General features: G+C 61.7%; 24 protein-coding genes. 20 read left to right on the forward strand and 4 right to left on the reverse strand.

From position 1 onward, the window contains the following. Position 1 precedes the first annotated feature (1 nt). The 10 genes from rpsK to KFF05_07680 all read left to right on the forward strand — a co-directional run bounded on the left by rpsK (position 2) and on the right by KFF05_07680 (position 9,710). On the forward strand, positions 2-394 hold the full coding sequence (gene rpsK / locus KFF05_07635) for a 30S ribosomal protein S11 (GenBank protein ID UTW53212.1): 393 nt from the start codon (positions 2-4) through the stop codon (positions 392-394). A 154-nt stretch (positions 395-548) separates the two neighbouring features. Continuing rightward, positions 549-1,565, forward strand: a complete 1,017-nt coding sequence (locus KFF05_07640) for a DNA-directed RNA polymerase subunit alpha (GenBank protein UTW53213.1) — start codon at positions 549-551, stop codon at positions 1,563-1,565. 136 nt (positions 1,566-1,701) lie between these two features. After that, positions 1,702-2,130 carry a 50S ribosomal protein L17 gene (gene rplQ, locus KFF05_07645; protein ID UTW53214.1) on the forward strand — a complete coding sequence of 143 codons (429 nt, stop codon included), beginning with the start codon at positions 1,702-1,704 and terminating at the stop codon, positions 2,128-2,130. A gap of 173 nt (positions 2,131-2,303) precedes the next feature. Next, complete coding sequence (locus tag KFF05_07650; protein UTW53215.1) at positions 2,304-3,749, forward strand: DegQ family serine endoprotease; 1,446 nt, start codon at positions 2,304-2,306, stop codon at positions 3,747-3,749. Then, on the forward strand, positions 3,746-5,062 hold the full coding sequence (locus tag KFF05_07655; GenBank protein ID UTW53216.1) for a replication-associated recombination protein A: 1,317 nt from the start codon (positions 3,746-3,748) through the stop codon (positions 5,060-5,062). Before KFF05_07650 ends, KFF05_07655 begins: the two co-directional genes overlap by 4 nt. Positions 5,063-5,112: 50 nt before the next feature. Next, positions 5,113-5,490 (forward strand): fluoride efflux transporter CrcB, encoded by a 378-nt coding sequence (gene crcB / locus KFF05_07660; GenBank protein UTW53217.1) that lies wholly within the window; start codon positions 5,113-5,115, stop codon positions 5,488-5,490. After that, entirely contained in the window at positions 5,490-6,521 is a 1,032-nt protein-coding gene (locus KFF05_07665; GenBank protein UTW53218.1) for an RluA family pseudouridine synthase, read from the forward strand. Before crcB ends, KFF05_07665 begins: the two co-directional genes overlap by 1 nt. Before the next feature lie 275 nt (positions 6,522-6,796). Beyond that, positions 6,797-7,480, forward strand: a complete 684-nt coding sequence (locus KFF05_07670; protein UTW53219.1) for a response regulator — start codon at positions 6,797-6,799, stop codon at positions 7,478-7,480. Between the two features lie 15 nt (positions 7,481-7,495). Beyond that, a complete protein-coding gene (locus KFF05_07675) occupies positions 7,496-8,647 on the forward strand; it encodes a DUF2336 domain-containing protein (protein ID UTW53220.1) in 1,152 nt (383 codons plus the stop codon). Continuing rightward, positions 8,640-9,710 (forward strand): PAS domain-containing sensor histidine kinase, encoded by a 1,071-nt coding sequence (locus KFF05_07680; protein UTW53221.1) that lies wholly within the window; start codon positions 8,640-8,642, stop codon positions 9,708-9,710. The genes KFF05_07675 and KFF05_07680 overlap by 8 nt, the downstream gene beginning before the upstream one ends. 349 nt (positions 9,711-10,059) lie before the next feature. Here KFF05_07680 and KFF05_07685 read toward each other — a convergent pair whose 3' ends face one another. Next, positions 10,060-10,890, reverse strand: a complete 831-nt coding sequence (locus tag KFF05_07685; GenBank protein UTW53222.1) for an OmpA family protein — start codon at positions 10,888-10,890, stop codon at positions 10,060-10,062. A gap of 92 nt (positions 10,891-10,982) precedes the next feature. Continuing rightward, the gene (locus KFF05_07690) at positions 10,983-11,459 is read right to left on the reverse strand and encodes an OmpA family protein (protein ID UTW53223.1); all 477 of its coding nucleotides are present in this window, start codon (positions 11,457-11,459) and stop codon (positions 10,983-10,985) included. A 309-nt stretch (positions 11,460-11,768) separates the two neighbouring features. On the opposite strand from KFF05_07690, the gene KFF05_07695 reads away from it, so the two are divergent. Genes KFF05_07695 through KFF05_07705 form a run of 3 tightly spaced genes read left to right on the forward strand, consistent with a single transcriptional unit; the run spans position 11,769 to position 15,515 of the window. After that, positions 11,769-12,446, forward strand: coding sequence for an HAD-IA family hydrolase (locus KFF05_07695; protein UTW53224.1), 678 nt, complete (start codon positions 11,769-11,771; stop codon positions 12,444-12,446). Next, positions 12,443-14,752, forward strand: coding sequence for an AsmA family protein (locus tag KFF05_07700; GenBank protein ID UTW53225.1), 2,310 nt, complete (start codon positions 12,443-12,445; stop codon positions 14,750-14,752). Before KFF05_07695 ends, KFF05_07700 begins: the two co-directional genes overlap by 4 nt. A 43-nt stretch (positions 14,753-14,795) precedes the next feature. Then, entirely contained in the window at positions 14,796-15,515 is a 720-nt protein-coding gene (locus KFF05_07705) for an ATPase (GenBank protein UTW53621.1), read from the forward strand. A gap of 15 nt (positions 15,516-15,530) precedes the next feature. Here the strand turns inward: KFF05_07705 and KFF05_07710 are convergent, their stop codons facing one another. Continuing rightward, complete coding sequence (locus KFF05_07710) at positions 15,531-16,103, reverse strand: response regulator (protein UTW53226.1); 573 nt, start codon at positions 16,101-16,103, stop codon at positions 15,531-15,533. Between the two features lie 297 nt (positions 16,104-16,400). Between KFF05_07710 and KFF05_07715 the strand changes: the two genes are divergently transcribed. The 4 genes from KFF05_07715 (at position 16,401) to KFF05_07730 (ending at position 23,078) form a co-directional block, all read left to right on the forward strand. Beyond that, complete coding sequence (locus KFF05_07715) at positions 16,401-17,933, forward strand: acyl-CoA carboxylase subunit beta (GenBank protein ID UTW53227.1); 1,533 nt, start codon at positions 16,401-16,403, stop codon at positions 17,931-17,933. Positions 17,934-17,978: 45 nt separating this feature from the next. Further along, a complete protein-coding gene (locus KFF05_07720; protein UTW53228.1) occupies positions 17,979-20,855 on the forward strand; it encodes a YdbH domain-containing protein in 2,877 nt (958 codons plus the stop codon). Between the two features lie 121 nt (positions 20,856-20,976). After that, positions 20,977-21,861, forward strand: a complete 885-nt coding sequence (locus KFF05_07725; GenBank protein UTW53229.1) for a TauD/TfdA family dioxygenase — start codon at positions 20,977-20,979, stop codon at positions 21,859-21,861. Beyond that, positions 21,858-23,078 (forward strand): CoA transferase, encoded by a 1,221-nt coding sequence (locus tag KFF05_07730; GenBank protein ID UTW53622.1) that lies wholly within the window; start codon positions 21,858-21,860, stop codon positions 23,076-23,078. The genes KFF05_07725 and KFF05_07730 overlap by 4 nt, the downstream gene beginning before the upstream one ends. A 99-nt stretch (positions 23,079-23,177) precedes the next feature. Here the strand turns inward: KFF05_07730 and KFF05_07735 are convergent, their stop codons facing one another. Next, positions 23,178-23,603, reverse strand: coding sequence for a helix-turn-helix transcriptional regulator (locus KFF05_07735; GenBank protein ID UTW53230.1), 426 nt, complete (start codon positions 23,601-23,603; stop codon positions 23,178-23,180). 110 nt (positions 23,604-23,713) lie between these two features. Between KFF05_07735 and KFF05_07740 the strand changes: the two genes are divergently transcribed. The 3 genes from KFF05_07740 (at position 23,714) to KFF05_07750 (ending at position 25,837) form a co-directional block, all read left to right on the forward strand. Next, entirely contained in the window at positions 23,714-23,917 is a 204-nt protein-coding gene (locus KFF05_07740) for a hypothetical protein (protein ID UTW53231.1), read from the forward strand. 90 nt (positions 23,918-24,007) lie between these two features. Beyond that, on the forward strand, positions 24,008-24,616 hold the full coding sequence (locus KFF05_07745; GenBank protein UTW53232.1) for a methyltransferase domain-containing protein: 609 nt from the start codon (positions 24,008-24,010) through the stop codon (positions 24,614-24,616). Positions 24,617-24,664: 48 nt separating this feature from the next. After that, complete coding sequence (locus tag KFF05_07750) at positions 24,665-25,837, forward strand: NAD(P)/FAD-dependent oxidoreductase (protein ID UTW53233.1); 1,173 nt, start codon at positions 24,665-24,667, stop codon at positions 25,835-25,837. Position 25,838 lies beyond the last annotated feature (1 nt).

Below are 25,838 nucleotides of genomic sequence, written 5' to 3' on the forward strand. Positions count from 1 at the left end.
TATGGCTAAGGCAGCAACAGCCCGCCCGCGGCGCCGCGAGCGTAAGAACATCGCCTCCGGCGTGGCGCATATCAATTCCACGTTCAACAACACCATGATCACCATCTCCGATGCACAGGGCAACGCCATTGCCTGGTCGTCGGCCGGTTCCATGGGGTTCAAGGGGTCGCGCAAATCGACCCCTTATGCGGCGCAGGTCGCTGGTGAAGACGCCGGCAAGAAGGCGCAGGAACACGGCATGAAGACCCTCGATGTCGAGGTCAAGGGGCCGGGTTCCGGTCGTGAATCCGCCCTGCGGGCTTTGCAGGCGATCGGGTTCACCATCACCGCCATTCGTGACGTGACGCCGATCCCGCACAACGGCTGCCGTCCGCGGAAACGCCGCCGGGTATAGTTCCTCCTGCGGGCAGATGGCCATCAGGGGCTCCGATCGGCCGCTGCCCGGGTTCCCGGCCGCAGGCCGCTTACGCCGCTTGGGAACACAATGAAATGGGGACCGCCCGGCAACGGTCCCTGACGATGGTTCAAGTGAACGCGAGGTCACTGACGTGATTCAGAAAAATTGGCAAGAACTTATTAAACCGAACAAGCTCGACATCAACCCGGGCGTCGACCCGCTGCGCCAGGCGACCATCGTCGCTGAACCGCTGGAACGCGGTTTCGGCCTGACCCTGGGCAATGCGCTGCGGCGTATCCTGCTGTCGTCGCTGCAGGGTGCCGCGGTCACGTCGATCCAGATCGATGGCGTGCTGCATGAATTCTCGTCGATTCCCGGCGTGCGCGAAGACGTGACCGATATCGTTCTCAACATCAAGTCTCTGGGGCTGCGCATGCAGGCTCAGGGTCCGAAGCGGATGACGTTGAAGGCCGATGGGCCCTGCATCGTGACCGCCGGCATGATCGATACGGGTGCGGACATCGAAGTCATGGATCCGGATTTGGTGCTGTGCCACCTGGACCGTGACGGCAAGCTGAACATGGAACTGACCGTGGAAACCGGTAAGGGCTATGTGCCGGCCAGTCAGCACCGCGCCGAAGACAGCCCGATCGGCCTGATCCCCATCGACGCCGTTTATTCGCCGGTCCGCAAGGTCGCCTACAAGGTCGACAATACCCGCGTCGGCCAGGTCACCGACCATGACAAGCTGTCCTTGGTTGTCACGACCAACGGTTCCGTCACGCCTGAAGACGCTGTGGCGCTCGCCGCCCGCATTCTGCAGGACCAGTTGCAGTTGTTCATCAACTTCGACGAGCCGGAACACGCCCGCGAGGAAGCGCAGCAGGAAGACCTGCCGTTCAACAAGAACCTCCTGCGCAAGGTCGACGAACTGGAACTGTCCGTGCGTTCGGCCAACTGCCTGAAGAACGACAACATCATCTACATCGGCGATCTGGTTCAAAAGACCGAAGCCGACATGCTGCGCACGCCCAACTTCGGCCGCAAGTCCTTGAACGAAATCAAGGAAGTTCTGGCTTCCATGGGTCTGCATCTGGGCATGGAAATTGCCGCCTGGCCGCCCGAGAACATCGAGGAACTGGCCAAGAAACTGGAAGATCCCTTTTGATCCGGCGGCGCGCCGGTAACTCCGGCGCGCCGTTCCGACTTAAAGAACCACTCCGGTCATCCGATCATCGGCTGGCTGGGCGCCCCAGGGGGTAAAATGGCACGCCCGGGCGAATAACTCAAAAAAGGAGCCTGACATGAGACACCGCAGCGGATACCGCAAACTCAACCGCACCGCCAGCCATCGCAAGGCCATGTTCTCCAACATGGCGGCATCGCTGATCATTCACGAACAGATCACCACGACCTTGCCCAAGGCCAAGGAACTGCGCCGGTTCGCCGACCGCATGATCTCCCTGGGTAAGAAGGGCTCGCTGCATCAGCGACGCCAGGCTGTGTCCTTCCTGCAGGACGATGCCGCCGTGGCCAAGCTGTTCGGCACGTTGGCTGAGCGCTACAAGGACCGCCCGGGTGGCTATACCCGTGTGCTGAAGGCGGGTTTCCGCCACGGCGACGCGGCCCCGATGGCTGTGATCGAACTTGTCGACCGGGACCCGGACGCCAAGGGCGCCGAAGACAAGGCCCGTCACGCTGCGGAAATGGAAGCGGCGGACGCCCTGGAATAGGGATGCCGTCGGTTCAGCCGAGAATTTGGAAAAGCGCGGCTTCGGCCGCGCTTTTTCGTTTTGCGGCTCTCGTGCGCGGGGGCAGGCCTTGACCACGCCACAAATGGGCTAAATCCTGCTATGAACACGGTTTCGGCCGTCCCATACACCTGACTCTGGAGTCTCTCTTGCCGATGATGTCGATCCTGGCCCGTCCGTCCGTTCTTGGTGTCGTTCTCAGCCTGGGTGTTGCCTTGGCTGCGCCGGAGGTTCATGCCCAATCCGCAGGGCGTGAGGTTCCTGATAGCCGGGACCAGGTCATGTTGTCTTATGCCCCTGTGGTTGAACAGGCCGCTCCCGCGGTGGTCAACATCTTCACGGCCAAGACGGTGCAGCGCCGCCGAACGACTCTGTTCGATGACCCCTTTTTCCAGCGGTTCCTCGGCCCGAATCTGGGCGATAAATTCGGGCAGCAGCCGCGAGAACGAGTGCAGAATTCCCTGGGTTCCGGCGTCATCGTGCGGGCGGACGGCTTGATCGTCACCAACAATCACGTCATTGAAGGGGCGGATGAGATCAAGGTCGTGCTGCACGACCGGCGCGAATTCGAAGCCAAGATCATCGGCACCGACGAGCGTACGGACCTGGCCGTTCTGCGGCTGGAAGGGGCGCCGGCTGACCTGCCTGTTTTGGATCTAGCCGACTCCGATTCGATCAAGGTCGGTGATCTCGTGCTGGCCATCGGCAATCCCTTCGGCGTCGGGCAAACGGTGACCAGCGGCATCGTCTCAGCCCTGGCGCGGACCCAGATGGCCAACGCCGGGACGGATTTGAACTTCTTCATTCAGACGGATGCAGCCATCAATCCGGGCAACTCGGGTGGGGCGCTGGTCGGGCTCGACGGCCGCCTGCTCGGCATCAACACGGCGATCTATTCCAAGACCGGAGGCTCCCTGGGGATTGGCTTTGCCATTCCGTCCAACATGGTGCGCGCCGTGGTCAATGGTGTGGTCAAGGGCGGGCGGCTGGTGCGCCCATGGATCGGCGCCGCGGGCCGGCCGGTGACGACGGATATCGCCAACTCTCTGGGTCTCGACCGGCCCGGCGGGGTCATTATCGAAGACGTCTACCCGGCGTCTGCCGCCGATCGTGCGGGGATCAAGCGCGGCGATATCATCCTGGCCGTCAACGGCCATGAGGTGCGGGACACGACGGCGCTCAAGTTCCGTGTCGCGACGACGCCGCTGGGCGAGACCGTGCCGCTGCGCATCTGGCGTCAGGGCCGCCTGGAGGCGCTCAAGCTGGAAATCGAGGCGCCGGTGGAATTCCCCGCCCGAAATCGATCGGAACTGGCCGGACGCCATCCGTTGACCGGGGCGGTGGTCGTCAACATGTCGCCGGCGCTGGGCGACGAATTGGGCGTTGATACCTTCAAGCGGGGGGTCATGGTGCTGCAGATTCGGCGTGGTGCGCCGGCCGACAAGATCGGTCTGCGCCCCGGCGATTTCGTGAAACGGGTCAACGGCTCCGACATTGGGTTGGTACGTGACTTGTTGACCGTGTTTTCGAAGCAAGCGCCGTCCTGGGAAATCACGATCGAACGCCAAGGTCGCGAGATCACCGAGCGGTTCGAAGGGTGAGCACGCTTTTCGAAAGCCAATCACCGCGACCGCTGGCCGACCGCCTGCGGCCAAAAACCATCGCCGAAGTCGTCGGCCAGGCCCATCTGACCGGTCCCGACGGTTTCATCGGCCGGGCGGTCAAGGCCGGTAAGCTGACCTCCATCGTGTTCTGGGGGCCGCCCGGCACGGGGAAGACGACCCTGGCGCGGCTTCTGGCCGACCATGTCTCTTTGCATTTCGAGCCCCTGTCGGCGGTGTTTTCCGGTGTCGCCGACCTGCGCAAGGTGTTCGACCGGGCCAAGGAGCGGCGCAAGATGGGGCAGGGGACCCTGCTGTTCATCGACGAGATTCACCGCTTCAACCGGGCCCAGCAAGACGGCTTCCTGCCCTATGTGGAGGACGGCACGGTGGTTCTGATCGGGGCGACGACGGAAAACCCGTCGTTCGAACTGAACCCGGCCTTGCTGTCGCGCGCCCAGGTGTTGGTGCTCAATCGTCTGGATGCGGGGGCGCTTGAGGAATTGATGGCCCGGGCCGAGGCGGAACTGGGCCATTCGTTGCCGCTGGACACCGATGCCCGACAGGCCCTTGCCGCCATGGCTGACGGTGACGGGCGCTATCTATTGAACATGGTCGAGAACCTGGACGCCATGGGGCTGACGGCGCCGCTTGATCCTGCCGGTCTGGCGGCCGCGGTGCAGAAGCGCATGCCGCTTTATGACAAGGGACAGGAAAGCCATTACAACCTGATCTCGGCGCTGCACAAGTCGCTGCGCGGCTCGGATGTCGATGCGGCGCTGTATTGGTTCGCGCGCATGCTCGAAGGGGGGGAGGACCCGCTCTACGTCGCCCGGCGGCTGGTTCGCTTCGCGTCCGAGGACATCGGTTTGGCCGATCCGCAGGCTCTGCCGCAAGCCCTGGCCGCCTGGGACACCTATGAGCGCCTGGGCTCGCCCGAGGGCGAACTTGCGCTGGTTCAGGCGGTCGCCTATCTGGCCACCGCGCCGAAATCCAACGCCCTCTATAAGGCCGAGAAAGCCGCCCGCCGCATGGCGCGGGAAACCGGCTCCTTGATGCCGCCGAAACACATCCTCAACGCCCCGACCAAGTTGATGAAGGACCTGGACTACGGCAAGGACTACGCCTATGACCACGATGCCGAGGATGGTTTTTCCGGTCAGAACTATTTTCCCGACGGCATGGCGCGCACACGGCTGTATTCTCCGCGCGACCTGGGGTTCGAACGCGAGATCACCAAGCGCTTGGCTTATTGGGATAAATTACGCCGCCAGCGGACCAAGGGGGACGACGGCGGTTCGTCTTCAGGGTAGATTGAGCGCCGAACGGGGGCAAGGACCGGAATAATGACGGGGAACCTGCGATGAAGATGCTGTTTGCCGTGGCCATGGGCGGCGCCGTGGGCGCTGTCGGGCGGTTCCTGGTGATGAACGCCGCGGGCAGTCAGTTGGGCCATGGGTTTCCCTGGGGCACCTTTATGGTCAACCTCGTGGGTTCCTTCGTGCTGGGCGCGCTGATCGAAATCAGCGCCCTGCATTGGTCGCCACAGCCGGAAGTGCGGGCCTTCCTAGTGGTCGGCGTGCTGGGGGCCTTCACGACCTTTTCCACATTCTCGATGGATTCCTATACCTTGATCGATCGGGGGCAGATTGGTGCCGCAGCTCTCTATATCGGTGGCTCGGTCGTGCTGTGCATTTTCGGCTTCTGGGCCGGAATGGCCATGTTGCGTCAGGTTCTGTGATGGCCGATACGCCGCCACCAGATGCCAAGGGGCAGACTGTCTCAGCCGATGAGGACGGCCTGCGTCTCGATCGCTGGCTGAAACAGCATCTCCCCGACCTGCCGTTCGGGCAGGTCCAGAAGCTGTTGCGCACCGGGCAGATCAGAATTGACGGCCACCGCGCCAAGACGGGGACGCGCCTGGAGGCCGGCCAGGAGGTCCGCCTGCCGCCAAGCCTGCGCCCGGGTGGGGAAGGGGTCGTTAATCGCGCGTCGACCGCGACTAAGCCGGCGCCAAAGCCCGCTCCCAAGATTTCAGCCGGTGAGATCAAGGATCTGCAGGCCCGTGTGATCTATCGTGATGATGAAATTCTGGTATTGGACAAGCCGGCAGGCCTGGCCGTGCAGGGCGGATCGGGGCTCAGCCACCATCTGGATGCCATGCTCGGCGGGCTTCGCTTCGATGCGGTGGAACGGCCACGCCTGACCCATCGTCTGGACAAGGATACCTCGGGCGTTCTGGTTCTGGCGCGCACCCGCGCCGCCGCGCGCTGGGTGACTGAAGGATTCCGCCGCAAGACCATCCGAAAGCTCTATTGGGCGGCTGTTGCGGGGGTGCCGGAAATCGCCCAGGGACGAATTCGCCTGAAGCTGGGCAAGAAGCGCGGCGCCGGTGGGCAGGAAAAGATGGACGCCGAGGCCGAGGACGCCAAACGGGCGGAAACGCTTTACCGCATCGTCGACCGCGTCGGCCGCAAGGCGGCCTGGCTTGCGATGGAGCCGGTGACGGGGCGCACACATCAGCTCCGCGCCCATGCCCTGGCCATGGAAACGCCGATCCTGGGTGACGGCAAGTATGGGGGCACGGAAGCATTTCCCGACTTGCCGGTGAAAATCCGTATGCTGCACCTGCACGCTCGGCGAATCGTCATCAAGCATCCCTCAGGCCGTCTGATCGATGTCGTGGCGCCATTACCGCCGCATATGGCCGAGACCTGGAAGGCGCTTGGCTTCACCAAGGATCAATCGGCGGATGAACTCCTTGACGAATAGTCTTAAACTGCGTCCAAGTTGGCCCGGTCGGGGAGGTGCGCCTTCAATCGGTTCGTGCGGGATTGTTCTGTCCGTTGCCGTTTCTCTGGGACAACTGAGGATTCTTAGGTGAGTTTCATGTCGCACGACAATCAAACATTGCATTGTATGCAAAACTGCATATCACTTAGGGTGTGTTTGACGTTTCCGGAATGGCGGCTTGGCACGGGGAATGCATGGTTGTCGAAACAAGACGGTCGGTGCCAAATACCCTCCGTAACAGAGACCTGAGGAACATGCGCCTACTCCTAGTCGAAGATCACAATAGGTTTGCCGAGTCCATCAAAGTCGGCCTGGAAAATCAGGCATTTGCCGTTGATATGGTGGATTCGGGGGCTGGTGCCGACGCCGCTGTGGCGAGCGTCCAGTATGATGCGATCATTCTTGATCTCGGGCTTCCGGATACGGATGGCCTGACCTTGCTTAAGCAATGGCGGGAACAAGGTAATGTGGTTCCGGTCTTGATTTTGACTGCCCGCGACGGCCTGGACGACCGCGTCAAAGGCTTGAATACCGGCGCCGATGACTATCTGCTGAAACCCTTCGAAATGGAGGAACTGGTTGCGCGTATTCGCGCCCTTCTGCGCCGTCCCGGTGGGGTTCTGGGGCTGGTTATGACGGCGGGTAACGTATCGTTCGACACCACGGCGCGGGAAGTGAGGGTCAATGACCAACCCATATCCATTTCTCGACGCGAGATGGGCGTGCTAGAACAACTTATGCGGCGGTATGGGCGCGTTGTTCCCAAATCGGTTCTGGAAGACAAGATTTACGGTTTTGACGAGGAAGTATCGTCGAATTCTGTGGAGGTTCATGTTTCCAGGCTGCGCAAGAGACTTACAAAAAACGGGGCCAGTGTCAGTGTTCATACCCTTCGCGGTGTGGGCTATCTGCTGTCCGAAGGCTCACTCAACAACTGACGATCTGATCGTGAAATGAACGAAAACAAAGAAAACGGCGAACCGACGGTAGACCACGAGTTTCTTCTGAACCTCGCGCGCGAAAAGTCGACCATGGGCCGGGCGAAATTGACCGAAACGATCATGGATCTGTTCGAAAATAAGGGGGATGCCCTGACGGACCGTGAACGGGCCCTGATGTTCGGCATTCTGCGTAGCGTCGTACGTGAGATCGAGATGTCCGTGCGCCGGGGCGTTGCCCAGCAATTGGCGGGATTGGGTGACGTGCCCGAGGACCTGATCCGTATTCTCGCCAATGACGAGATCGAGGTCGCCTATCCGGTTCTCACGGAATCCGGGCTGCTCAAGGATTCCGATCTGATCGAGATCATCCGGCATCGCACGCTGGAACATCAGCTTGCCGTCGCCATTCGCCAGAACATCAGCGAGGCTGTGTCGCAGGCATTGGTCGAAACCGGCAACGAACGCGTGGTCGTGACCTTGCTTAAGAACGAGAACGCGAAGATTTCGCAAAGCACCATGGAATATCTGGTGGAACAGTCGAAGCGCGTCGATACCTTCCAGGAACCGATCCTGCATCGTGAGGAACTGCGCCCTGAATTGGCGCAGCGCATGTTCATGTGGGTGACGGCGGCGCTGCGCGAATTCATCTTGAAGAATTTCAAACTCGACCAGTCGGTGGTCGACGATCTTCTGGAACAGATTGCGTCTCAGGAAGGCGGGGTGCAGCCCGATCAGACAAACGGGCTGAAGGCCAATGAGTTGGCGGCCAATCTGGACCGCGAGGGGCTGGTCACGCCTGAGACGTTGATCACCGCGTTGAGCCAGGGCGAGGTGTCGCTGTTCCTGGCCCTGTTCTCGCGTCTCACGGGTATCCGCGAGTATCTGGCCAAACGCATTCTGTTCGAGCCGGGCGGCGAGGGTATGGCGATCTGCTGCAAGGCAGTGGGGCTGACCAAGGACGAGTTCGCCCAGATTTTCCGCTATTCACAATTGGTTCGCGCGCGTCGCAGTGACCGCATCGATGAAGCCTTGGCGGACGTGATCTGGATTTACGAGGACATGAGCCGTGAGGCCGCCGCAGCCGTTCTGAAGACTTGGCGCCGGAATACAGGCTATTTGGCGGCGATCCGCCAGATTCAGTCGGCTACCCGGCGAAATGCGTGAGCGTAAACCGCGCAGCTGGCCCTCTCTATCCGCTGATCCCGAAACGCGCGCGGCAGAAGCCCTGACGCGGTTGGAAGACGTCACCCGCCTGGTATCGGACCTGGTGTGGGAGACCGATGCGGATTTTCGCCTGGCCTATGTTTCCGAACATGCCTTTGAAGTCATGGGATATGTGCCGCTTCAGCTTGAAGGCATGCGGTTCGAGGAACTGGGCGAATTCGTCGATGACGCAGGCAATCATATTGCGCTCGATATCCGCAAGCCGTTCCGTGACGTCGCCTTCGTGGCCAAGGATGCCGAAGGCGAACAAAGGCGTCTTCTGACCAGCGGTTTGCCGTTTTTTGATCCGGACAGCGGGCGCTTTTCCGGGATTCGGGGCACCGCCCGCGATGTGACGGAAATCTACCGCGCCGAGCGCATCCGCGCCGAACAGGAAGAGCGCCAGCGTGCGTTCGTCGCCGATGTTGCTCATGAGCTCAGGACCCCGCTTGCGGTCTTGCGCACGAAGCTGGATACCTTGAAAGACGAGGCCGCAGCCGCAGTCCTGCGTGACGAGGTGGATGGTATGACCCGCCTGGTGTCCCAGATGCTTTCTTTTGCGCGTTACGAGCTGTTCCGCCCGGGGTCTGAGGAAGAGGCGGACCTACGCGACGTCTGCACCAACGTGGCGACCCATTTGGCGCCCATCGCGATTCTCGAAGATCGTCTGATCGAGGTTCTGGCCGACGCGCCGGTAATCGTGCGCGGCTCTTCCCCGGCGCTGGAACAGGCGGTTCGCAATCTGGTGGAAAACGCCGTGCGCTACGCGCCGCCGCGATCCACGGTCACGGTACCTATCACAGACGAGCCGGCGATCCACGTGATCGATGGGGGGGCGGGCGTGCCGAAGGAACGCCGTGCGACGATCTTCGACCGATTCGATCGCGCGGACCGGCGTGGGGACGGCGCAGGTCTGGGGCTGGCCATCGTTAAGCGGATTGTCGACGCCCATGGCGCCAAGGTCGAAATCGGGGAACCGCCCGGCGGGGGCACGGATTTCTGCGTCAAATTCCCTGCTCGCTAAGCCATCTACCTCAAGATTCTCAATAATGTACCGATTTGTCAGGTAGCGGTCAGCTTGATCGCCGAAACTTCACCATGGATTTAATCATCCGGGGTGGCAGCCATTGGCGGTTCCCCAGGGTGTGGCGGGCCTGGGATAGGTTGGGCAGGTCCGCTGTGTTTAAGAATTCACCGTACCGTCGCAGATCAAATCGATTTGCGGCGGCTCACCCTCGAAACTTAAAGCCGCTCCGTTGAGCGGCTTTTTTTTGTCCGCTGCCGACCCGGGGGGAGGGTGTTGGTTGTTTCCAACGAGAAGGGGCGGCGCCTTGCAGCGCCGCCCCCTGAGATGGTTCCGAAGAACGCCGGTCCTATTGCATCAGGACGATCGTTACCCGGCGGTTTTTCTCATTCTTGACACCGTCGGCCGTCTTTTCGGCCGGTGCATCCTCACCGAAGAATTGGACGATGGTTTTCGCCGGATCCAGGCCGATTTCCGTGAAGGCATTCTTCACGGCATTGACCCGCTTTTCCGACAGTTTGCGATTGTAGTTCTTATCGCCTGCCGTATCGGCATGGCCGGTCAGCATGATCGACTTGTAACCGGAAATGGATTCCGCCATCACCTGATAGGCGACCGCGGTCGCCGCTTCGTTCAATGTCGCTTTGTTGAAGTCGAAGTAGATGATGAATTCCTTGCCAGGCATGGGTTTCTTGGCAGTCTTGGCGCCGCCCAGACCCTTCATGGCTTCCTCAAAGGCGCTGCGGCAGGCCGCGATGTCTTTGGGTTGGTCGTTTTCTTCCTGCTGTTCCATCCAGCAGTCAAACATGGCCTGGGCCCGTGCCGCCTTTTCCGGCGCCGTTTTTCCGGCACCGGCGGCAAGGGCGTCGGTCAGTTTCTTGCGGGCAGCCGTAAGATCGGCGGTTGCGCCGGAGGGGATCTTGCGATCCTTCAGGTCCTGCGGACCCGTGTCCTTACCAGCGGCCGCCATCTTGGCCCGAGTATTGTAGTAGACCGCCGACCGGCTATCGGCTTGCTCGTCTTCAGAACGCGCAAGGTCGACATACTCCTTGAACAACGCCTTTTGGAAGTTGTCGCCCGAAAGCGACATCTTCTTCGTGGCGTCCAGGTCGATGCTGGAACAGGCGGCGACCAATGCGCCGGTCAGTCCCAGAACAGCCAATCTGTTCAGGAATTTCATTTCGGTATTTCCTTCCAAGGTTGAGAGTTGGGTTCATATTGCTTAGGCGTGGACCTCACTCCCCCCGGCCGGCGGCTACTTGAACCGACGACCTAAAACTTCAGAACGACTTCAACCCGACGGTTTTTGTCGTTCTTGACGCCGTCCGCCGTCTTTTCGGCGGGCTCGTCTTCACCAAAGAACTGAGTGATGATCTTGTTCGGATCAATGCCGATTTCCGAGAAGACCTGCTTCACGTTTTCGACACGCTTTTCCGACAGTTTCCGGTTGTAGTTTTTATCACCGGCCGTATCGGTATGCCCTGTCAGCAGAACGGCCTTGTAGCCGCTCATGGTGTCTGCCATCAGCTTGTAGGCAACCGTCGTCCCCTCTTCATTCATACTTGCTTTGCCGAAATCGAAGTATATCACGTACTTCTGGTCCGGTTTGGTCTTCTTTTCAGCAGCCTTGGCCGCGGCGGGCTTGGCATCGGCCTTGGTCGTCGTCGCGGTGTCGCCGTCCATGCTGGCGCAAGCAGCGACCAACGCACCGGTAAGTCCCAAAACAGCAAATCTGTTCAGGATGTTCATAGTCGTATTTCCTTCCAATGAAATTGAGGGTTGGTTGTTGTTGCTTAGGCGCGCCATGCCCCCCGACGGTCCGTTCCAGTGTATCGAGTTCCGTACATACAAATTTCTTCGTACCGAACTCGCCGGCCCGTCCGCTTGTGCTCCTCGTCAACAGTCGGATGCAGAATTGACTATAATGTCGTGCGAAGCAAGCGGTGCAATCGTGAAAAGCGATTTATCGCCCGGATATCCGGCCTTTACATCATGATGTATGAGATTGGAAAAAAGGCGTCCTTGCAGCGTCATAATCCCGTGGCATAGAACGGCGCCATGAATATCAAGCTTTGCGTTTTCGATTGCGACGGTACGCTCGTCGATTCACAGGACAGCATCGTGCGCTCCATGCAGGCAGCGTTCCGGGCCTGCGGTCTGGTGCTGCCCGAACCTCGTGATATCCGCCGCGTGGTCGGCCTGCCGCTGGCCACGGCGGCGATGGTTCTGGCCCCTGAGGGCACGGACCCCGGCATGGCGAAAAAACTGGCGGATGCCTATCGCGATACCTTTTCCGACCTGCGCCGAAACGGGCAGGTTGATGATCCCTTGTTCCCTGGCGTCCACAACGTTGTCGATGCGTTGGAGGCGGCGGGTTGGCTGCTTGGTATTGCCACGGGCAAAGGGCGGCGGGGGTTGGATCTGACCTTGGACCGCCACGGTCTGAAGAACCGCTTCGTGACCTTGCAGACCGCCGACAGCGCGCCGGGGAAGCCCGCGCCGGGCATGCTGCTGAACGCGATGGCGGACGCCGGGGCCGACCCCGGGAATACGGTGATGATCGGCGATACCACGTTCGATGTGGAGATGTCGAATAATGCAGGTGTCCTCGCCATTGGGGTCGCCTGGGGGTATCATGAGGCGGAGGAGCTGACGGCGGCGGGTGCGCGCCGGGTGATCCCCGGCTTTGAAGCCCTCGTTCCCAGCCTGGATGAACTTATGGAGGCATCAACGTGAAGCGGCTGTTCAAGACCATTTCGATCCTGGGCGTGCTGCTGATCGCGGTGGTCGTTGCCGCTGTGGCGGTGCTTAGTTCCCTTGACTTCAATGATTACAAGGGCGTCATCGCCGAAGAGGCGAAGAAGGCGACGGGGCGTGACCTGAAAATCTCAGGCGACCTGAAACTCAATATTTCGCTGACCCCGTCGCTCTATGTCGATGGTGTGACCTTCGCCAACGCGCCCTGGGGCTCACGGCCCGACATGGTGACCTTGAAGCGCCTGGAGGCCGAGGTCGCCTTGCTCCCCTTGCTGTCCAGTAAAGTGGACGTGAAACGTGTGGTTCTGATCGGGCTCGATCTGCTGGCTGAAACGGATAAGCAGGGACGAGGCAACTGGCAGTTCGGCGCGGCGGACGGCAAGTCGTCCTCCTCTGCCGACTCGTCTTCCGGCAGCGGAAATCTGCCGCTCGTTCGCAAGGTTCGCATAAAGGATCTGCGCGTCACTTACCGAGACGGCCGTACGGGCGAACAGACGCGTCTGACCCTGCCGTCCCTCGACCTGGGGGCCGATGGGATTGAGGCCCCGCTGCGCATCGCCTTGCAAGGCGATGTAAACGGCGAGGACTTTTCCGCTGCCGGCACGATAGCCTCGATCCAGCAATTGACGGCGGGTGCCGAGATGCCGCTCGACCTAAAGGCACAGGCCTTGGGTGCTGACATGACGGTACGCGGCGCCATCGCTGACCCCAAGTCCATGACCGGTTTGGCCGTGACGCTGTCGCTCAAAGGGGCCTCCATTTCCGAAACTCTGGCGACGGCGGCCAAGCTCGCCCCCCAATTGTCATCTGTGAAGGTGCCCGACCTTGGCCCCTATGATGTGTCGCTGACAATCACCGGATCGTCGGCCAAACCCAGCGTCAGCAATCTGAAGGTTTCCTTGGGACGGCCCGGGGAAACGGCGCTGACCGCCGCCGGATCGATCGCCGACGCCATCAAGGCCCAGGGCATCGACCTGCAGGTCGCGGCGACGGCCAAGGACCCCTCCGGACTTGCCAAGGGCCTGGGCGTGGAGATGCCGCCGTTGCCGGCCGTGACCGCTTCGGCGCGGGTTGCCGATAAGGACGGCGGATACCGCCTTCAGGACGTGGACATGAAGATTGGCGCGAGCGACCTTAAGGGCACCGCTGCACTATACCTGGGCGGGGCGCGGCCACGAATTACGGCGGATCTGCAATCGGCGCAACTTGACCTGGACGAACTTTCGCCCAAGGGCGACGACAAACCGGCGCCTCCGGCTGCCGACGGCCGCCTGTTCCCGGCCGACCCATTGCCGTTGGACGGACTTAAGGCCGCCGATGCGGACATCAATCTGGCTGCTGCCCGTCTGCGCGTGAACAAAATGGACGTGACCGGTCTACGCCTGGGTGTGCTGTTGCAGGGCGGGCGCCTGACCGTGAAGCCTCTCCAGGCGACTGTTGCCGACGGCGTGATTTCCGGCGAGATCACCCTGGGTGCGGACCAAGCCGTGCCGCCGCTCGGCATCAATCTGAACGTCGCCAAATTGGACTACGGCAAGTTGGCGGCCGCCATGGGCCAGAAGCCCGTGGCCGAGGGCACCGCCGACGTCACGGTCAAGATCACGGGGACGGGGACAAGCGTCCGCCAGCTCATGGCTGGGTTGGACGGCAAGCTGCGCGTGGTTTCGGAAAAGGGGCGGATCGACAGCACGCTGCTGAACGTCGCGTCGGCCGATATCCTGTCAGCCTTGCCGTTGGTCGACAGCAAGGGCGACAAGGATCTGCGTTGTGCCGTCGTTGACTTCGATGTTGTGAAAGGCATCGCCAACGCCAAGGCATTGGTGCTCGAGACAGGGGGGCTTTCCGTGGTCGGCGTTGGCGGTATCAACCTGCGGGACGAAACCTTGAATCTGGTGCTCGAGCCCCGGGCCAAAAAGACCAGCCTGCTGTCGGCGGCGATGGTGCCGGTCGCGATACGCGGCACCCTGGCCAAGCCTGCGCCCAAGGTCAATCCGGCGGACTTGGTGACGGGGGTGGCATCCAACGTCGCCAGCGGTGCGGCCGCCATCATGACCTTCGGTTTATCGGCATTGGCGCAAACTGCGTTCAATCGCGCGACCAGCACGGATGACACGGATTACTGTGCCCTGGCCCTGGCCGGCAAGCAGGTGGCGCCGTCGAAGGGAGCGGCCAAATCGGCACCCGCCCAACAGCAGCCAAAGGAACAGCCCAAGTCCGGCGTCGGCGGCGCCTTGCAGAACCTGGAAAAGGGTTTGGGCGGTCTCAAGGGCCTGCTCGGCAAGTAACCGCCGCTCAACACTCCGGATCCACGCCATGCTGAAACCCGATATGAAACGGTTCTACCGCGACGTCACGATCGCCTCGGTTGCGGTCGATGATGCCGACGCAAGTGGGGCAGGGGAGGCGTTCCAGATATTGCTCGACGGTCGCCGGGTGAAGTCACCGGTTGCCCGCGAGCTTGCGGTGCCGAGCCGCCCCCTGGCCGAGGCCGTGGCGGCGGAATGGGACGCTCAGTCGGAAAAAATTCTGCCTGCCTCCATGCCGTTGACCCAGCTGGCTTTCACCGCCATCGACCGCATCGCGCCGCAGCAGGCCGAAGTCGCGGACCGCATCGTCCGATATGGTGAGACGGATCTGCTGTGCTACCGGGCCACGGCGCCGGCGGATCTGGTGCAGCTTCAGGCCGATCACTGGGACCCTTTGCTGGCCTGGGCGGCGGATGACTTGGGGGCAGCACTTGTGGTGACCGAGGGCATCGTGCCCGTGGATCAGCCCAAGGCGGCCGTCGGTGCCCTTGCCCGTGCGGTCTCCGGCCTGGATGCCTACCGGCTGACGGCGCTTGCTGCCGCCACACAGGCGGCGGGGTCCTTGGTAATCGGTCTGGCTTTGGTGCAGGGGCGGCTGGATGCCATGGCGGCGGTCGCCGCGTCGCAGCTCGATGAAAGCTATCAGAGTGAAAAATGGGGGGAGGACAAGGAATCCCTCGACCGCCTGCGCGCTTTACAGGCGGAAATCACCCAGGCGGAAACCTTCCTGAGCCTTCTCTAGCCCGTCAAATCAGGATCAGTTGTAGATCGGGTTGCTGCCCGGTGCCGGGCCGCTGGTATTCAACGGTGCGGCGGCCCGCCCGCGTGGGGTCGGCAGTTCCGTCGGTGCCTCGTCGCGGCGTTCGCGACCGCGGTAGTTCAGCGCCCGGCGGCGGCGGTCAGGGCCGAAATAGCTGTCGGCGCGGACATACAGGCGAGGGTTTTCAATCAGCGATTTGATGCGCGAATAGATCAGATGGGCGGAAAACGGTTTGGCCAGGAATTCGTTGATCCCGGCATCACGTGCCTTGCACACCTGATGCAGTTCCGTGAAGGCGGTGATCATGACGACCGGCGCGAACATGTCGCGGCTTTCCGCGTGTTTGCGGATTCGGTCGAGGAACGACATGCCGTTGAGGCCCGGGGACCAGTCGGTCAACACCAGATCAGCGGGAAATTCCTGGAACAGTTCGAAGGCGGTCTTCTCGTCGCCGGCGTCGCGCACGTTTTCGATCCCGAACTCGTGCAGGATGTTGCGAATCAGATGCCGCATCGGCGCATGTTGCTCGACGACCAGTACGTTCAGGCGTGAAAGATTATAATCGGGCATGCGTCCCCGAGGCTCCCTTAAACTAAGCCCGACCGCGCGACTCACCCTGATGAGTGGGCTCTTTCGGCCCGGAATTTATTGATTAACCATTCGCGTACACGTTCCCGGCGAACGGTGCGAAATGCTTATATCATGATGGTTAACGGCGGGCCATGCAGATAAATTAACAGTGATTCATCGATTATGGTGGGTACGGAAGGGGGGCGGTATTTTCGCTGGCGCAACATAAGGCCCGACAGTATCCTTTGGCCCCTCCCGAACCCCGCGGCGAAACGACCATCAGCGAGACGCGATTCCATGTACGACATTATCCGGCAGCTTGAAGAAAAACGCGAACGCGCCCGCATGGGCGGCGGCGAACGGCGCATCGACGCCCAGCACGGCAAGGGCAAGCTGACGGCCCGCGAACGTATCGAGGTTCTGCTGGACCCAGGCTCCTTCGAGGAATGGGACATGTTCGTTGAACACCGCTGCACGGATTTCGGCATGGCCGAGCAGTCGACGCCGGGCGACGGCGTGGTCACTGGTTACGGCACGGTCAACGGCCGTCTGATTTTCGTGTTCAGCCAGGATTTCACCGTGTTCGGCGGCTCGCTGTCGGAAAGCCACGCGGAAAAGATCTGCAAGATCATGGACCAGGCCATGAAGGTCGGTGCCCCGGTGATCGGGCTCAACGATTCCGGCGGGGCGCGTATTCAGGAAGGTGTCGATTCACTCGCCGGTTACGCAGAAGTGTTCCAGCGCAATGTCCTGGCGTCGGGCGTGGTGCCGCAGATTTCCTGCATCATGGGCCCCTGCGCGGGCGGCGCCGTCTATTCCCCGGCCATGACCGACTTCATCTTCATGGTGCAGGATTCGTCCTACATGTTCGTTACCGGTCCCGACGTGGTGAAGACGGTGACCCATGAGGAAGTGACGCAGGAGGAACTGGGCGGGGCATCGACCCATACGACCAAGTCCGGCGTCGCCGACAAGGCCTTCACCGACGATCTGCAGGCGCTGCTGTACCTGCGCCGCTTCATCGATTTCCTGCCCGCCAACAACAAGGAAAAGCCGCCCGTGCGGCCGACGCCGGATCCCCACGACCGGGTCGAAATGTCCTTGGATACCTTGATCCCCGATAATCCGAACAAGCCCTACGACATGAAGGAGCTGATCGAGAAGGTCGTGGACGAAGGCGATTTCTTCGAACTGCAACCCGATTACGCGGGCAACATCGTGATCGGCTTCGCCCGCATGGAGGGCTCGACCGTCGGCATCGTCGCCAACCAGCCCATGGTGCTGGCCGGCTGTTTGGATATCGCCTCGGCGACCAAGGCCGGGCGCTTCGTGCGGTTCTGCGACAGTTTCAACATCCCCCTCGTCACCTTCGTCGACGTGCCCGGCTTCTTGCCCGGCACGGCGCAGGAATACGGCGGCATCATCAAGCATGGGGCGAAGCTGCTGTACGCCTATGCGGAAGCCACCGTGCCCAAGGTCACGGTCATCACCCGCAAGGCCTATGGCGGGGCGTATGATGTGATGTCGTCCAAGCATCTGCGCGGCGACGCCAATTATGCCTGGCCGACGGCGGAAATCGCCGTCATGGGGCCCAAGGGCGCGGTCGAGATCATCTTCCGCGGCGATCTGGGCGACGAGGAAAAAATCGCCGCCCGGACCGAGGAATACCGCACCCGTTTCGCCAATCCCTTCATCGCCGGCAGCCGTGGCTTCATCGACGACGTCATCATGCCCCACGGCACGCGGACTCGGATTTGCCGGGCGCTCCGCATGTTGAAGAACAAGGACTTGAAGAATCCTTGGAAGAAGCACGGGAACATCCCGCTTTAGAGGCGATCTTTGCTATGATCCCCGAAGCAACGGGGATCGGATCACGTGGCGGACCAACCGGAAACCATTCCTTCTGACACATCCGCGCCGAAATGGCGGCGCCAGGTGCTGTGGGCTGCGGCCGTCGTTGCAGTATTGGCCGCTGGCATTGCCGTGGTCGCGGTCAACCGCGCGCCCATCGCCGAGAAATTGGTGCGAGGGCAATTGGCAGAGATGGGCCTCGGCGGCAGTAACCTGGAGATCACCCGTCTGACCCCTTGGCGGGTGGATATCCGAAATCTGGCGACCGGGCCCTCCGGCACGGCGCGCATCGCCCGCCTTGGTATGGATTTGACTTGGCCCAGTTGGACCGCGCCAAAGGTCGGCGCGCTATCGCTGGAAGGGGGGCAGCTTTCCCTGACGGTCATGGACGGCGCCGTCGATTGGGGCGACTTGGCCCCGCTGTTTGCCGGGGACGGCGCGGGCGGCGGCGCACCGGCCCTGCCCGAGATTGCCCTGACCGACACCCTCATCGACATCGCCCATGCGGGCGGGCCGACGACCCTGTCCCTGATGGATGTGACCTTGGCGCCGCAGGCGGGTGGCGGCCTGGTGTTGAAACAGGCATCGATCGATTTTGTTCATCCTTTCGGTCAAGCCACGGTTCAGGTGACGGGCAGCCGGGACGCGGCGGGCAGATTGGCCTTTGACTTGATCATTGAGGATGCCGAGGGGGCTGTAGGGCCTGTCTCCTTATCCGCCGCCAAAGGCAGCCTGCGTCTGGCCGGTGATCCCGCGCGTTTGGATGGCCTGACCGGGGAGGGGATTGTCGAGGTATCCGGTCTGGCTCTGCCCGGGGGGCTGCTGACCGAAGGGACCCTTTCGGCGCGTCTTGCGGATGGGCAGGCGATGCTGTCGGCAGACCTGACGGACGACGGTCTGGGGCTGGCCCTGTCCGGCAAGGCCGGGGGCACGCCCTTCGACGCCACATCAGCGGCCGAGGTCAGCCTGCGGGCCACGGCGGCGGACCTGTCGCGCCTGCCGCTGCCCGACAGCGTGACGGGCAAGGGAACGGTGGATCTCCGAACGATGGGGCCGTTGGCCGATTTGCTGTCCGGCGACCCTGCGCGCCTGCCGTCCGTGGAGGCATCATTGACCCTTCCCGAAGTCGCCCATCCCGCCGCGCCGGGCACATGGTCCGTGCGGACCAAAGCAGACATTTCTCTGGACGCCGACTCGGCGACCGTGACGATCACGGAACCGGTGGCGGTCGCGGGCCGCATCCTGGGGGGCGGTGTGACGGCGATGGTGCCGGGGCAGGTAACCCTGACGCTTGATCCATTCAAGGTCACGAAGGCCGATCTGATGCCTGTCCGTGTCAGTATCGATAAATTCACCGCGGGCGGTGCATCGGTTGCAGGGCCTTTGGTGGTGGTGGTGTCCCCGCGCAAGGACGGCGTGACCTTTGCGCCGGATGGAAACCTGGGGAAGGCTGATTTCGCCTTCAAGGTCGAAAGCCCGTCCCTGGGTCTGCGCAGCGGTGGACGTATGGCGGTTTTGCGCACGGCGCGGGTTACGGGCGGGGTGACCGTTACGGTCCCACCAGCGGGGCCGCCGGACGTGCGGCTCACCCTTGCGGGCCTGGATGCCCATTTTCCGGATCTGGATGTCGAAGCCGAGGGCGTGAGTCTGACAGCCACCGGTCAAGGTGCGCCGAATACCGCCTGGAATCTCCAGGCGGCGGCAAAGACCCTGCGCCATACGGCGGCGGCCCCCTTTGACGTGACTGCCAAGGGCCGTTGGAGCCCGCGCAAGTGGGATGTCGAGGGCACGTTGCGGCAGGCGCGCTCCGGCTTGATCGCGAGCTTTGCTGCGAACGAGAACACGCGCACGAAGGCCGGCAACGGCCGCGTCGACATGGTGCCGCTTAATCTGGCGGGGATCGACGGCGGAGTGCATGTCATCACGCCGCTGCTGACCCCCTTCATTAAAAGCATCACCGGTATGGTTCAGGTCTCGGCGATAACGGAGTGGGACAAGACCGGCCTTCGCCCCATCCAGGTTACAGGCAGTCTGCGCGGTGCCGGCATCACGCCCGCACCCGCGCTGTTGCCGCCGGCAGCCAAAGGATTTGTCGCGGGACTATCCAGTCTGGCCGCGGAATTTTCCCTGCCGCCGGATGATCCGGCAGCGGGCACGGGCATCGTCGCCGTGACCGGCGGCAACCTGCAATTAGGCCCCACCCAGGCGACGGGGATATCGGGACGCGTTCAACTGGACCATCTGTGGCCACCCGTGTCCCCGCCGGGCCAGGAAGTCGTGATCGAGCAGGTGGTCGCGGCATTGCCGGCCGCCGATGGGCGCTTGCGGTTCCAGATTCTGGGGCCGTCTTCCGTAAAGGTGGAACGGGCGGAGTTAGCCGGCATCGGCGGCCGGATTTGGGCCGAGGATATGGCCATCCGGGACGGTGTGCCGCCCGAGCGCATGACCTTGCATGTGGACGGGTTGGGCCTCGGCGATTTGGCGGCGCAGATGAATATTCTAGGTCTCAAGGCTGAAGGAAAACTGTCCGGCCGCATTCCCGTCGAGTTGGGAGAGGGCGGGGAGGTGGCGATCCGGGGCGGCCTTTTGACATCCCAGGGTAAGGGGTTGCTCGCGTTCAAATCGCCGACCCGGCTAGTGCCCGGTCAGACTCCCGAAGGTGGCCGAATGGACATGGTTCTCGACATCCTGGAAGACCTGCGGTTTGACGGCATGACGCTGACATTGGACGGCGACGCGCAAAAGGACGTGCAGATTCAGGTTCACGTCCAGGGCAGGAATCCGAAGATCCAGGAAGGCCGACCTGTGGACTTGACGGTGAACCTGACGGGCAATATCGGCCAGGCGATCCAAGCCGAATTGCGGAATTTCGATATCAGGGGGTTGGCCGGGGCAAAGTAAGAGGGGGGCTGTATTTCCAACCGGAATTTGAAAAAATCGCGGAATGCTGGGATTTGCCGGTTGATGGATGTTTTGGATTGTATACAATGTGCCCGTTCAAAAAACCTGAGGAACCCCCCAAATGCAACTGCGCACCCGACCCCTGACGGACACTTTCGGCCTGGAAATCCTGGACGTCGATCTGTCCGAGTTGACTGATGAAACCTTCGATGCGATCTACAAGTTATGGCAGCAGGAACCTCTGTTGCTGTTGCGCCGCCAAAGCCTGAGCGAAAAACAGCAGGTCGAATATTCGCGGCGGTTCGGCGAGATGGACATCATCGTGCGCGACGACATGCTGTCGCCGGACAATCCGGAAATCATCTACATCACCAACCTGAAACGCCCCGACGGCACGCCGCTCGGCGGGCTTGGGAACTACGAGGTTTATTGGCACCACGACCAGATTTATCGCCTGCGTCCGGCCTCTGGCTCGATTTTCTATGCCGCCGAAATGCCGGAGAACGAAGGCCGCACGTCCTACTGCAATACCAGGCTCGGCTATGAAACCCTGCCGGACAATCTGCGCAAGGCGATCGAAGGCCGCCGCGCCACGGCCAAGTACGCCGACCGCAAGGATTCGACGACGATCCTGGACCTCGGAAATAATCCCGAGGAGATGAAGAAAATCCACGAACGTACCCCCGCAGCGACCCACGACATCGGGCTGGAAAGCCCGGCGACGGGGCAGAAGTCCGTGTACATCGACCCGAACAAGACCGTCGGCATCGACGGGCTGGAGGAAGCGGAAAGCAAGGAGTTGCTTGAGGCCCTGACCCAGCACATGCTGCAGGACAAGTTCGTTTACACCCATACCTGGCGCAACGGCGACGTGGTGATGTGGGACAATGCGCGCCTGTGGCACCGCCGCGAGGCCTTTGATATGACCAAACCCCGGTTCGCCCGGCGCACGACCATCTTCCTGCGGCCCGAAGACTTCGCCGTTCCCGAACCAAACGCCGCCTGAAGGATATCAACGTGACAGAACAGAATACGCCCCCGTTGAAGGGGCTGCGGGTCATTGATGCCGCCACGGTCATCGCTGGGCCGACCATCGGCATGCTGATGGGTGATTTCGGCGCCGACGTCATCAAGGTCGAACATCCACGCGGTGACGTGCTGCGGGAAACGGGCCAGAAGAAGGACGGCGTCGGCCTGTGGTTCAAGATGGCCAACCGCAACAAGCGGTGCGTCACCCTGAACTTCAGCCATGAAAAGGGCCAGGCCCTGTTCAAGGAATTGGTCAAGACGGCGGACGTGCTGATCGAAAACTTCCGCACCGGCACCATGGAAAAATGGGGCTTGGGCTGGGAGGACCTGAAGAAGATCAACCCACGCTTGGTGATGGTGCGGGTCACCGGCTTCGGCCAGACCGGCCCCTATAAGAACCGGCCCGGCTTCGGCACGATCGCGGAAGCGTTCTCCGGTTTCGCCAGCATCACGGGTGTTCCCGAGGGTCCGCCGACCCTGCCGAACTTCGGCCTGGCCGACGGCGTGGCGGCGGCCTACGGCACCTTCGCCGCGATGTTCGCGCTGTACCACCGTGACGCCCAAGGGTCGGGGGAAGGGCAGTACATCGACCTGTCCATCTACGAACCCCTGTTCCAGGTCATGGGCCCGCAGCCCATGGAGTACGACCAATTGGGCGTGGTCCAGCAGCGCTGGGGCAACCGGTCGAAGAACAACGCGCCGCGCAACACCTACCAGTCCAAGGACGGGCATTGGGTTGCGATCTCGACCAACTCTCCTGCCATCGTGACTAGGGTTCTGACGCTTTGCGGTGGGCCGGAGGTCGCGGCCGATCCTCGGTTCCAAACGCCGCAGGACCGGGTCAAGCATATCGATGAGATCGACGGGATCGTCGCCGGGTGGATCAAGCAACACGACCTGAAGACGGTTCTGGACGAGTTCGAGAAGGCAGAAGCCGCCATCGGTCCGGCCTATACCATCGACCAGATTTACCAGGATCCGCAGTACCAGGCGCGCAACGACATCATCGAAATCGAGGATGAAGACCTGGGCAAGCTGCGTATGACCAACGCGTTCCCGTTCATGTCCGAGACCCCGGCGAAAGTCCGTCATCCCGGTCAGCGCAAAGGTCAGAGCAATGAGGAAATCCTGTGCGGTGAGCTGGGGATTTCCAAGGAAGAACTCGCCAAGCTTAAGGAAGAGGGCGCAATCTGATCGCCTGAAATTCTGGCCGGCCAGGTAATCGGCCGCCATTCCAGTGATCCCTCGCACCGGCCCGGCCGTTGCGGGGGATTTTGGTTTTCGCTGGGGGCGTCAGGGCGCGGTCAGAATCGCCCGGCCGGCGCGAATGTCCGCCAGGATGCCGTCGCGGTCCGTTTCGATGCGTTTCAGCAGACGGCGACGGCGGGCGTCCATTTTCAGATGGCGGCTGCTCCAGCGGATGATTTCAAGCAGCACGGGGGCCAGGTCCAGGCCCTTGTCCGTGAGGCTGTAGATATAGCTGCGGCGATTTTCCGGATCACGCGCCTTTGAAATGATTCCTTCGCGTTCCAGGTGCTTCAGGCGTTGGGCCAGGACGTTGGTCGCGATCTGTTCCTCGCAGCAGAGAAACTCGCCATAGCGGCGCTTGCCGTAGAGCATCATGTCGCGCAGCACCAGGAACGACCAGCGGTCGCCGAAGGTGTCGATGCCGTAGGCGACCAGGCAGTTGCTGTCGTGCTTTTTGGTCTCGTTCTTCATTCCCACAGCATAAAAAAACAACTTGCATAAAGCAAGTAAACTGCGTAAAACAAATTAACTTGCTTTATGCAAGTTATAATGCGTTGACGTTCGGAGCCGGAGACCCCGCCATGAACATCCTGTCCAACAATGCACTGCAGCAGATCGACGAAGTCGGCCTGCATTCACCAATTGGCCGGTTGAATTCCACCGTCAGCCAGGACGCGATCGATGCCGGGCTCAGGAAAGCGCGGTTGCTACGCGCCCGCGCGTTTCAGCAGGCCGTGGGACAGCTTGTTGCCTTCTTAAAGGGAAGGGGCGGCAGCACTTGGTGACGCCCACGGTAGGGAAAATTGGCCTGGGATTTCGAGGCTGCTCTGTGACATGGTGTTGCGGTACCTTGAAATGCAACCTTTGGCTTGTTTATGACCATGTTCGATCGCCTGTCTGCCTTCTTGGAAGCAAGAAAAGGCGACATCTATCCCGAAGAAAGCAGTGACCTGCACGAACAGATCACGACTCAGATCGTTGATCTCCTGGTGTCGAAGGGCGATCTCCGTCCTGATCAGCGTGTGCTTGATGTTGGTTGTGGGCAGGGCCCGGCGCTGGCTGAATTCAAGAAGAAGGGTATTTCCGCCACTGGCATTACACTCGGCGACGATGTCGCGATATGCCGCGAGAAGGGTTTCGATGTGGCCGAGATGGACATGTCGGATCTGGATTTTGACGATGGGTCGTTCGATTTCATCTGGTGCCGCCATGCGCTGGAGCACAGCATTTTTCCGATGTTTACCCTGTCCGAGTTCAACCGGTTGCTGACGACGGGCGGTGGATTGTATGTCGAGGTGCCGGCACCGGAAACCGTTGCCCAGCATGAAAGCAATCCCAATCACTACAGCGTCATGGGCAAGACCATGTGGCAGCACCTGTTCGCCCGGGCCGGGTTCGAACAAATCTGGGCACATGATATCAACATCCCGCTTTCCATCGGACCGGATGTCTACTGGGGCTTCCTCTTGAAACGTAAAACCTGACAATAACCTAAGCTTGGGAATGAGCCGGCAGTCGGCTATAGGACGCGGATGGAGGACGTTGACGTCATCATCATCGGCGGCGGCGCGGCAGGGCTGATGTGTGCCGCCGGGGCGGTTAAGCGCGGCCGTCGCGTTTTGGTTCTGGAACGCAACGCCCAGGTCGCGCAGAAGGTGCGTATTTCCGGCGGCGGCCGCGCCAATTTCACCAACCTGCATGCGTCTCCCGCGAACTTCCTGTCGGACAATCCGCATTTCTGCGTGTCGGCGCTCAAGCGCTATACCCAGCGCGATTTCATCTCCCTCGTGGAAAAACACGGCATCGCCTATCACGAAAAAACCCTGGGCCAATTGTTCTGCGACGACAGCGCGCAGCAGATCATCGACATGCTGCTGGCCGAGGCACGTGGTGCCGAGATCCGTACGGCGGTCAACGTGACCGCGGTCGCCCGGGACGATGAGCGGTTTCGCGTGCACACGGACAAGGGGGTGTTTTCAGGTTCGGCCCTGGTTATCGCCACGGGCGGCCCGTCGATCCCCAAGATGGGGGCCAGCCGCTTCGCCTATGACGTCGCCAAACAGTTCGGGCTGCGCGTCGTCACGCCACGCCCGGGGTTGGTGCCGCTGACCTTTGACCGCAACATGCTGGCAAAGCTCGAAGGACTTTCCGGGGTTTCGGTCGATGCGACGGCGACCTTGGGCAAGGTACGCTTTGCCGAGGCGCTGCTGTTCACCCATCGCGGGCTCAGCGGACCGGTGGTGCTGCAGATTTCATCCTACTGGCGGCCCGGCGACACCATTCAGTTCGATCTGCTGCCGGGCATGGACCTGTTCCCGATGCTGAAAGAATTGAAGCAGGACCAGCCGAAGAAGGAAGTGCCCACGGCGCTGGCCCAGGTCCTGCCGAAAAGCCTGGCGCAGCGGCTGTGTGAATGGACGGGCTGCCTCGGGCGCCTGGCCGATCAGCCGGACAAGCGATTGCGGGCCCTCGCCACGCAGGTCAACGCCTGGGCCGTCACGCCGGCCGGCAGCGAGGGCGAGCGCACGGCCGAAGTCACCGTCGGCGGGGTCGATACGCGGGACCTGTCGTCAAAGACCATGGAAGCCCGGGACGTTCCGGGACTCTATTTCATCGGCGAGGGGGTGGACGTGACCGGCCACCTGGGCGGCTTCAACTTCCAATGGGCCTGGGCTTCGGGTCACGCCTGCGGCGAGGTGGTTTAGG

This window comes from bacterium SCSIO 12827, assembly GCA_024397995.1.
GTDB lineage: Bacteria > Pseudomonadota > Alphaproteobacteria > Rhodospirillales > Casp-alpha2 > UBA1479.

Excerpts from the sequence above, each read along its gene's own strand:
- KFF05_07710 (UTW53226.1), bottom strand. The coding sequence starts at position 16,103 with ATGCCCGATTATAATCTTTCACGCCTGAACGTACTGGTCGTCGAGCAA.
- crcB (UTW53217.1), top strand. The coding sequence starts at position 5,113 with ATGAAGATGCTGTTTGCCGTGGCCATGGGCGGCGCCGTGGGCGCTGTC.
- KFF05_07715 (UTW53227.1), top strand. The coding sequence starts at position 16,401 with ATGTACGACATTATCCGGCAGCTTGAAGAAAAACGCGAACGCGCCCGC.
- KFF05_07705 (UTW53621.1), top strand. The coding sequence starts at position 14,796 with ATGAAACGGTTCTACCGCGACGTCACGATCGCCTCGGTTGCGGTCGAT.
- rplQ (UTW53214.1), top strand. The coding sequence starts at position 1,702 with ATGAGACACCGCAGCGGATACCGCAAACTCAACCGCACCGCCAGCCAT.
- rpsK (UTW53212.1), top strand. The coding sequence starts at position 2 with ATGGCTAAGGCAGCAACAGCCCGCCCGCGGCGCCGCGAGCGTAAGAAC.
- KFF05_07670 (UTW53219.1), top strand. The coding sequence starts at position 6,797 with ATGCGCCTACTCCTAGTCGAAGATCACAATAGGTTTGCCGAGTCCATC.
- KFF05_07675 (UTW53220.1), top strand. The coding sequence starts at position 7,496 with ATGAACGAAAACAAAGAAAACGGCGAACCGACGGTAGACCACGAGTTT.
- KFF05_07740 (UTW53231.1), top strand. The coding sequence starts at position 23,714 with ATGAACATCCTGTCCAACAATGCACTGCAGCAGATCGACGAAGTCGGC.
- KFF05_07735 (UTW53230.1), bottom strand. The coding sequence starts at position 23,603 with ATGAAGAACGAGACCAAAAAGCACGACAGCAACTGCCTGGTCGCCTAC.
- KFF05_07725 (UTW53229.1), top strand. The coding sequence starts at position 20,977 with ATGCAACTGCGCACCCGACCCCTGACGGACACTTTCGGCCTGGAAATC.
- KFF05_07665 (UTW53218.1), top strand. The coding sequence starts at position 5,490 with ATGGCCGATACGCCGCCACCAGATGCCAAGGGGCAGACTGTCTCAGCC.
- KFF05_07750 (UTW53233.1), top strand. The coding sequence starts at position 24,665 with ATGGAGGACGTTGACGTCATCATCATCGGCGGCGGCGCGGCAGGGCTG.
- KFF05_07745 (UTW53232.1), top strand. The coding sequence starts at position 24,008 with ATGACCATGTTCGATCGCCTGTCTGCCTTCTTGGAAGCAAGAAAAGGC.
- KFF05_07695 (UTW53224.1), top strand. The coding sequence starts at position 11,769 with ATGAATATCAAGCTTTGCGTTTTCGATTGCGACGGTACGCTCGTCGAT.
- KFF05_07650 (UTW53215.1), top strand. The coding sequence starts at position 2,304 with ATGATGTCGATCCTGGCCCGTCCGTCCGTTCTTGGTGTCGTTCTCAGC.
- KFF05_07690 (UTW53223.1), bottom strand. The coding sequence starts at position 11,459 with ATGAACATCCTGAACAGATTTGCTGTTTTGGGACTTACCGGTGCGTTG.
- KFF05_07680 (UTW53221.1), top strand. The coding sequence starts at position 8,640 with ATGCGTGAGCGTAAACCGCGCAGCTGGCCCTCTCTATCCGCTGATCCC.
- KFF05_07685 (UTW53222.1), bottom strand. The coding sequence starts at position 10,890 with ATGAAATTCCTGAACAGATTGGCTGTTCTGGGACTGACCGGCGCATTG.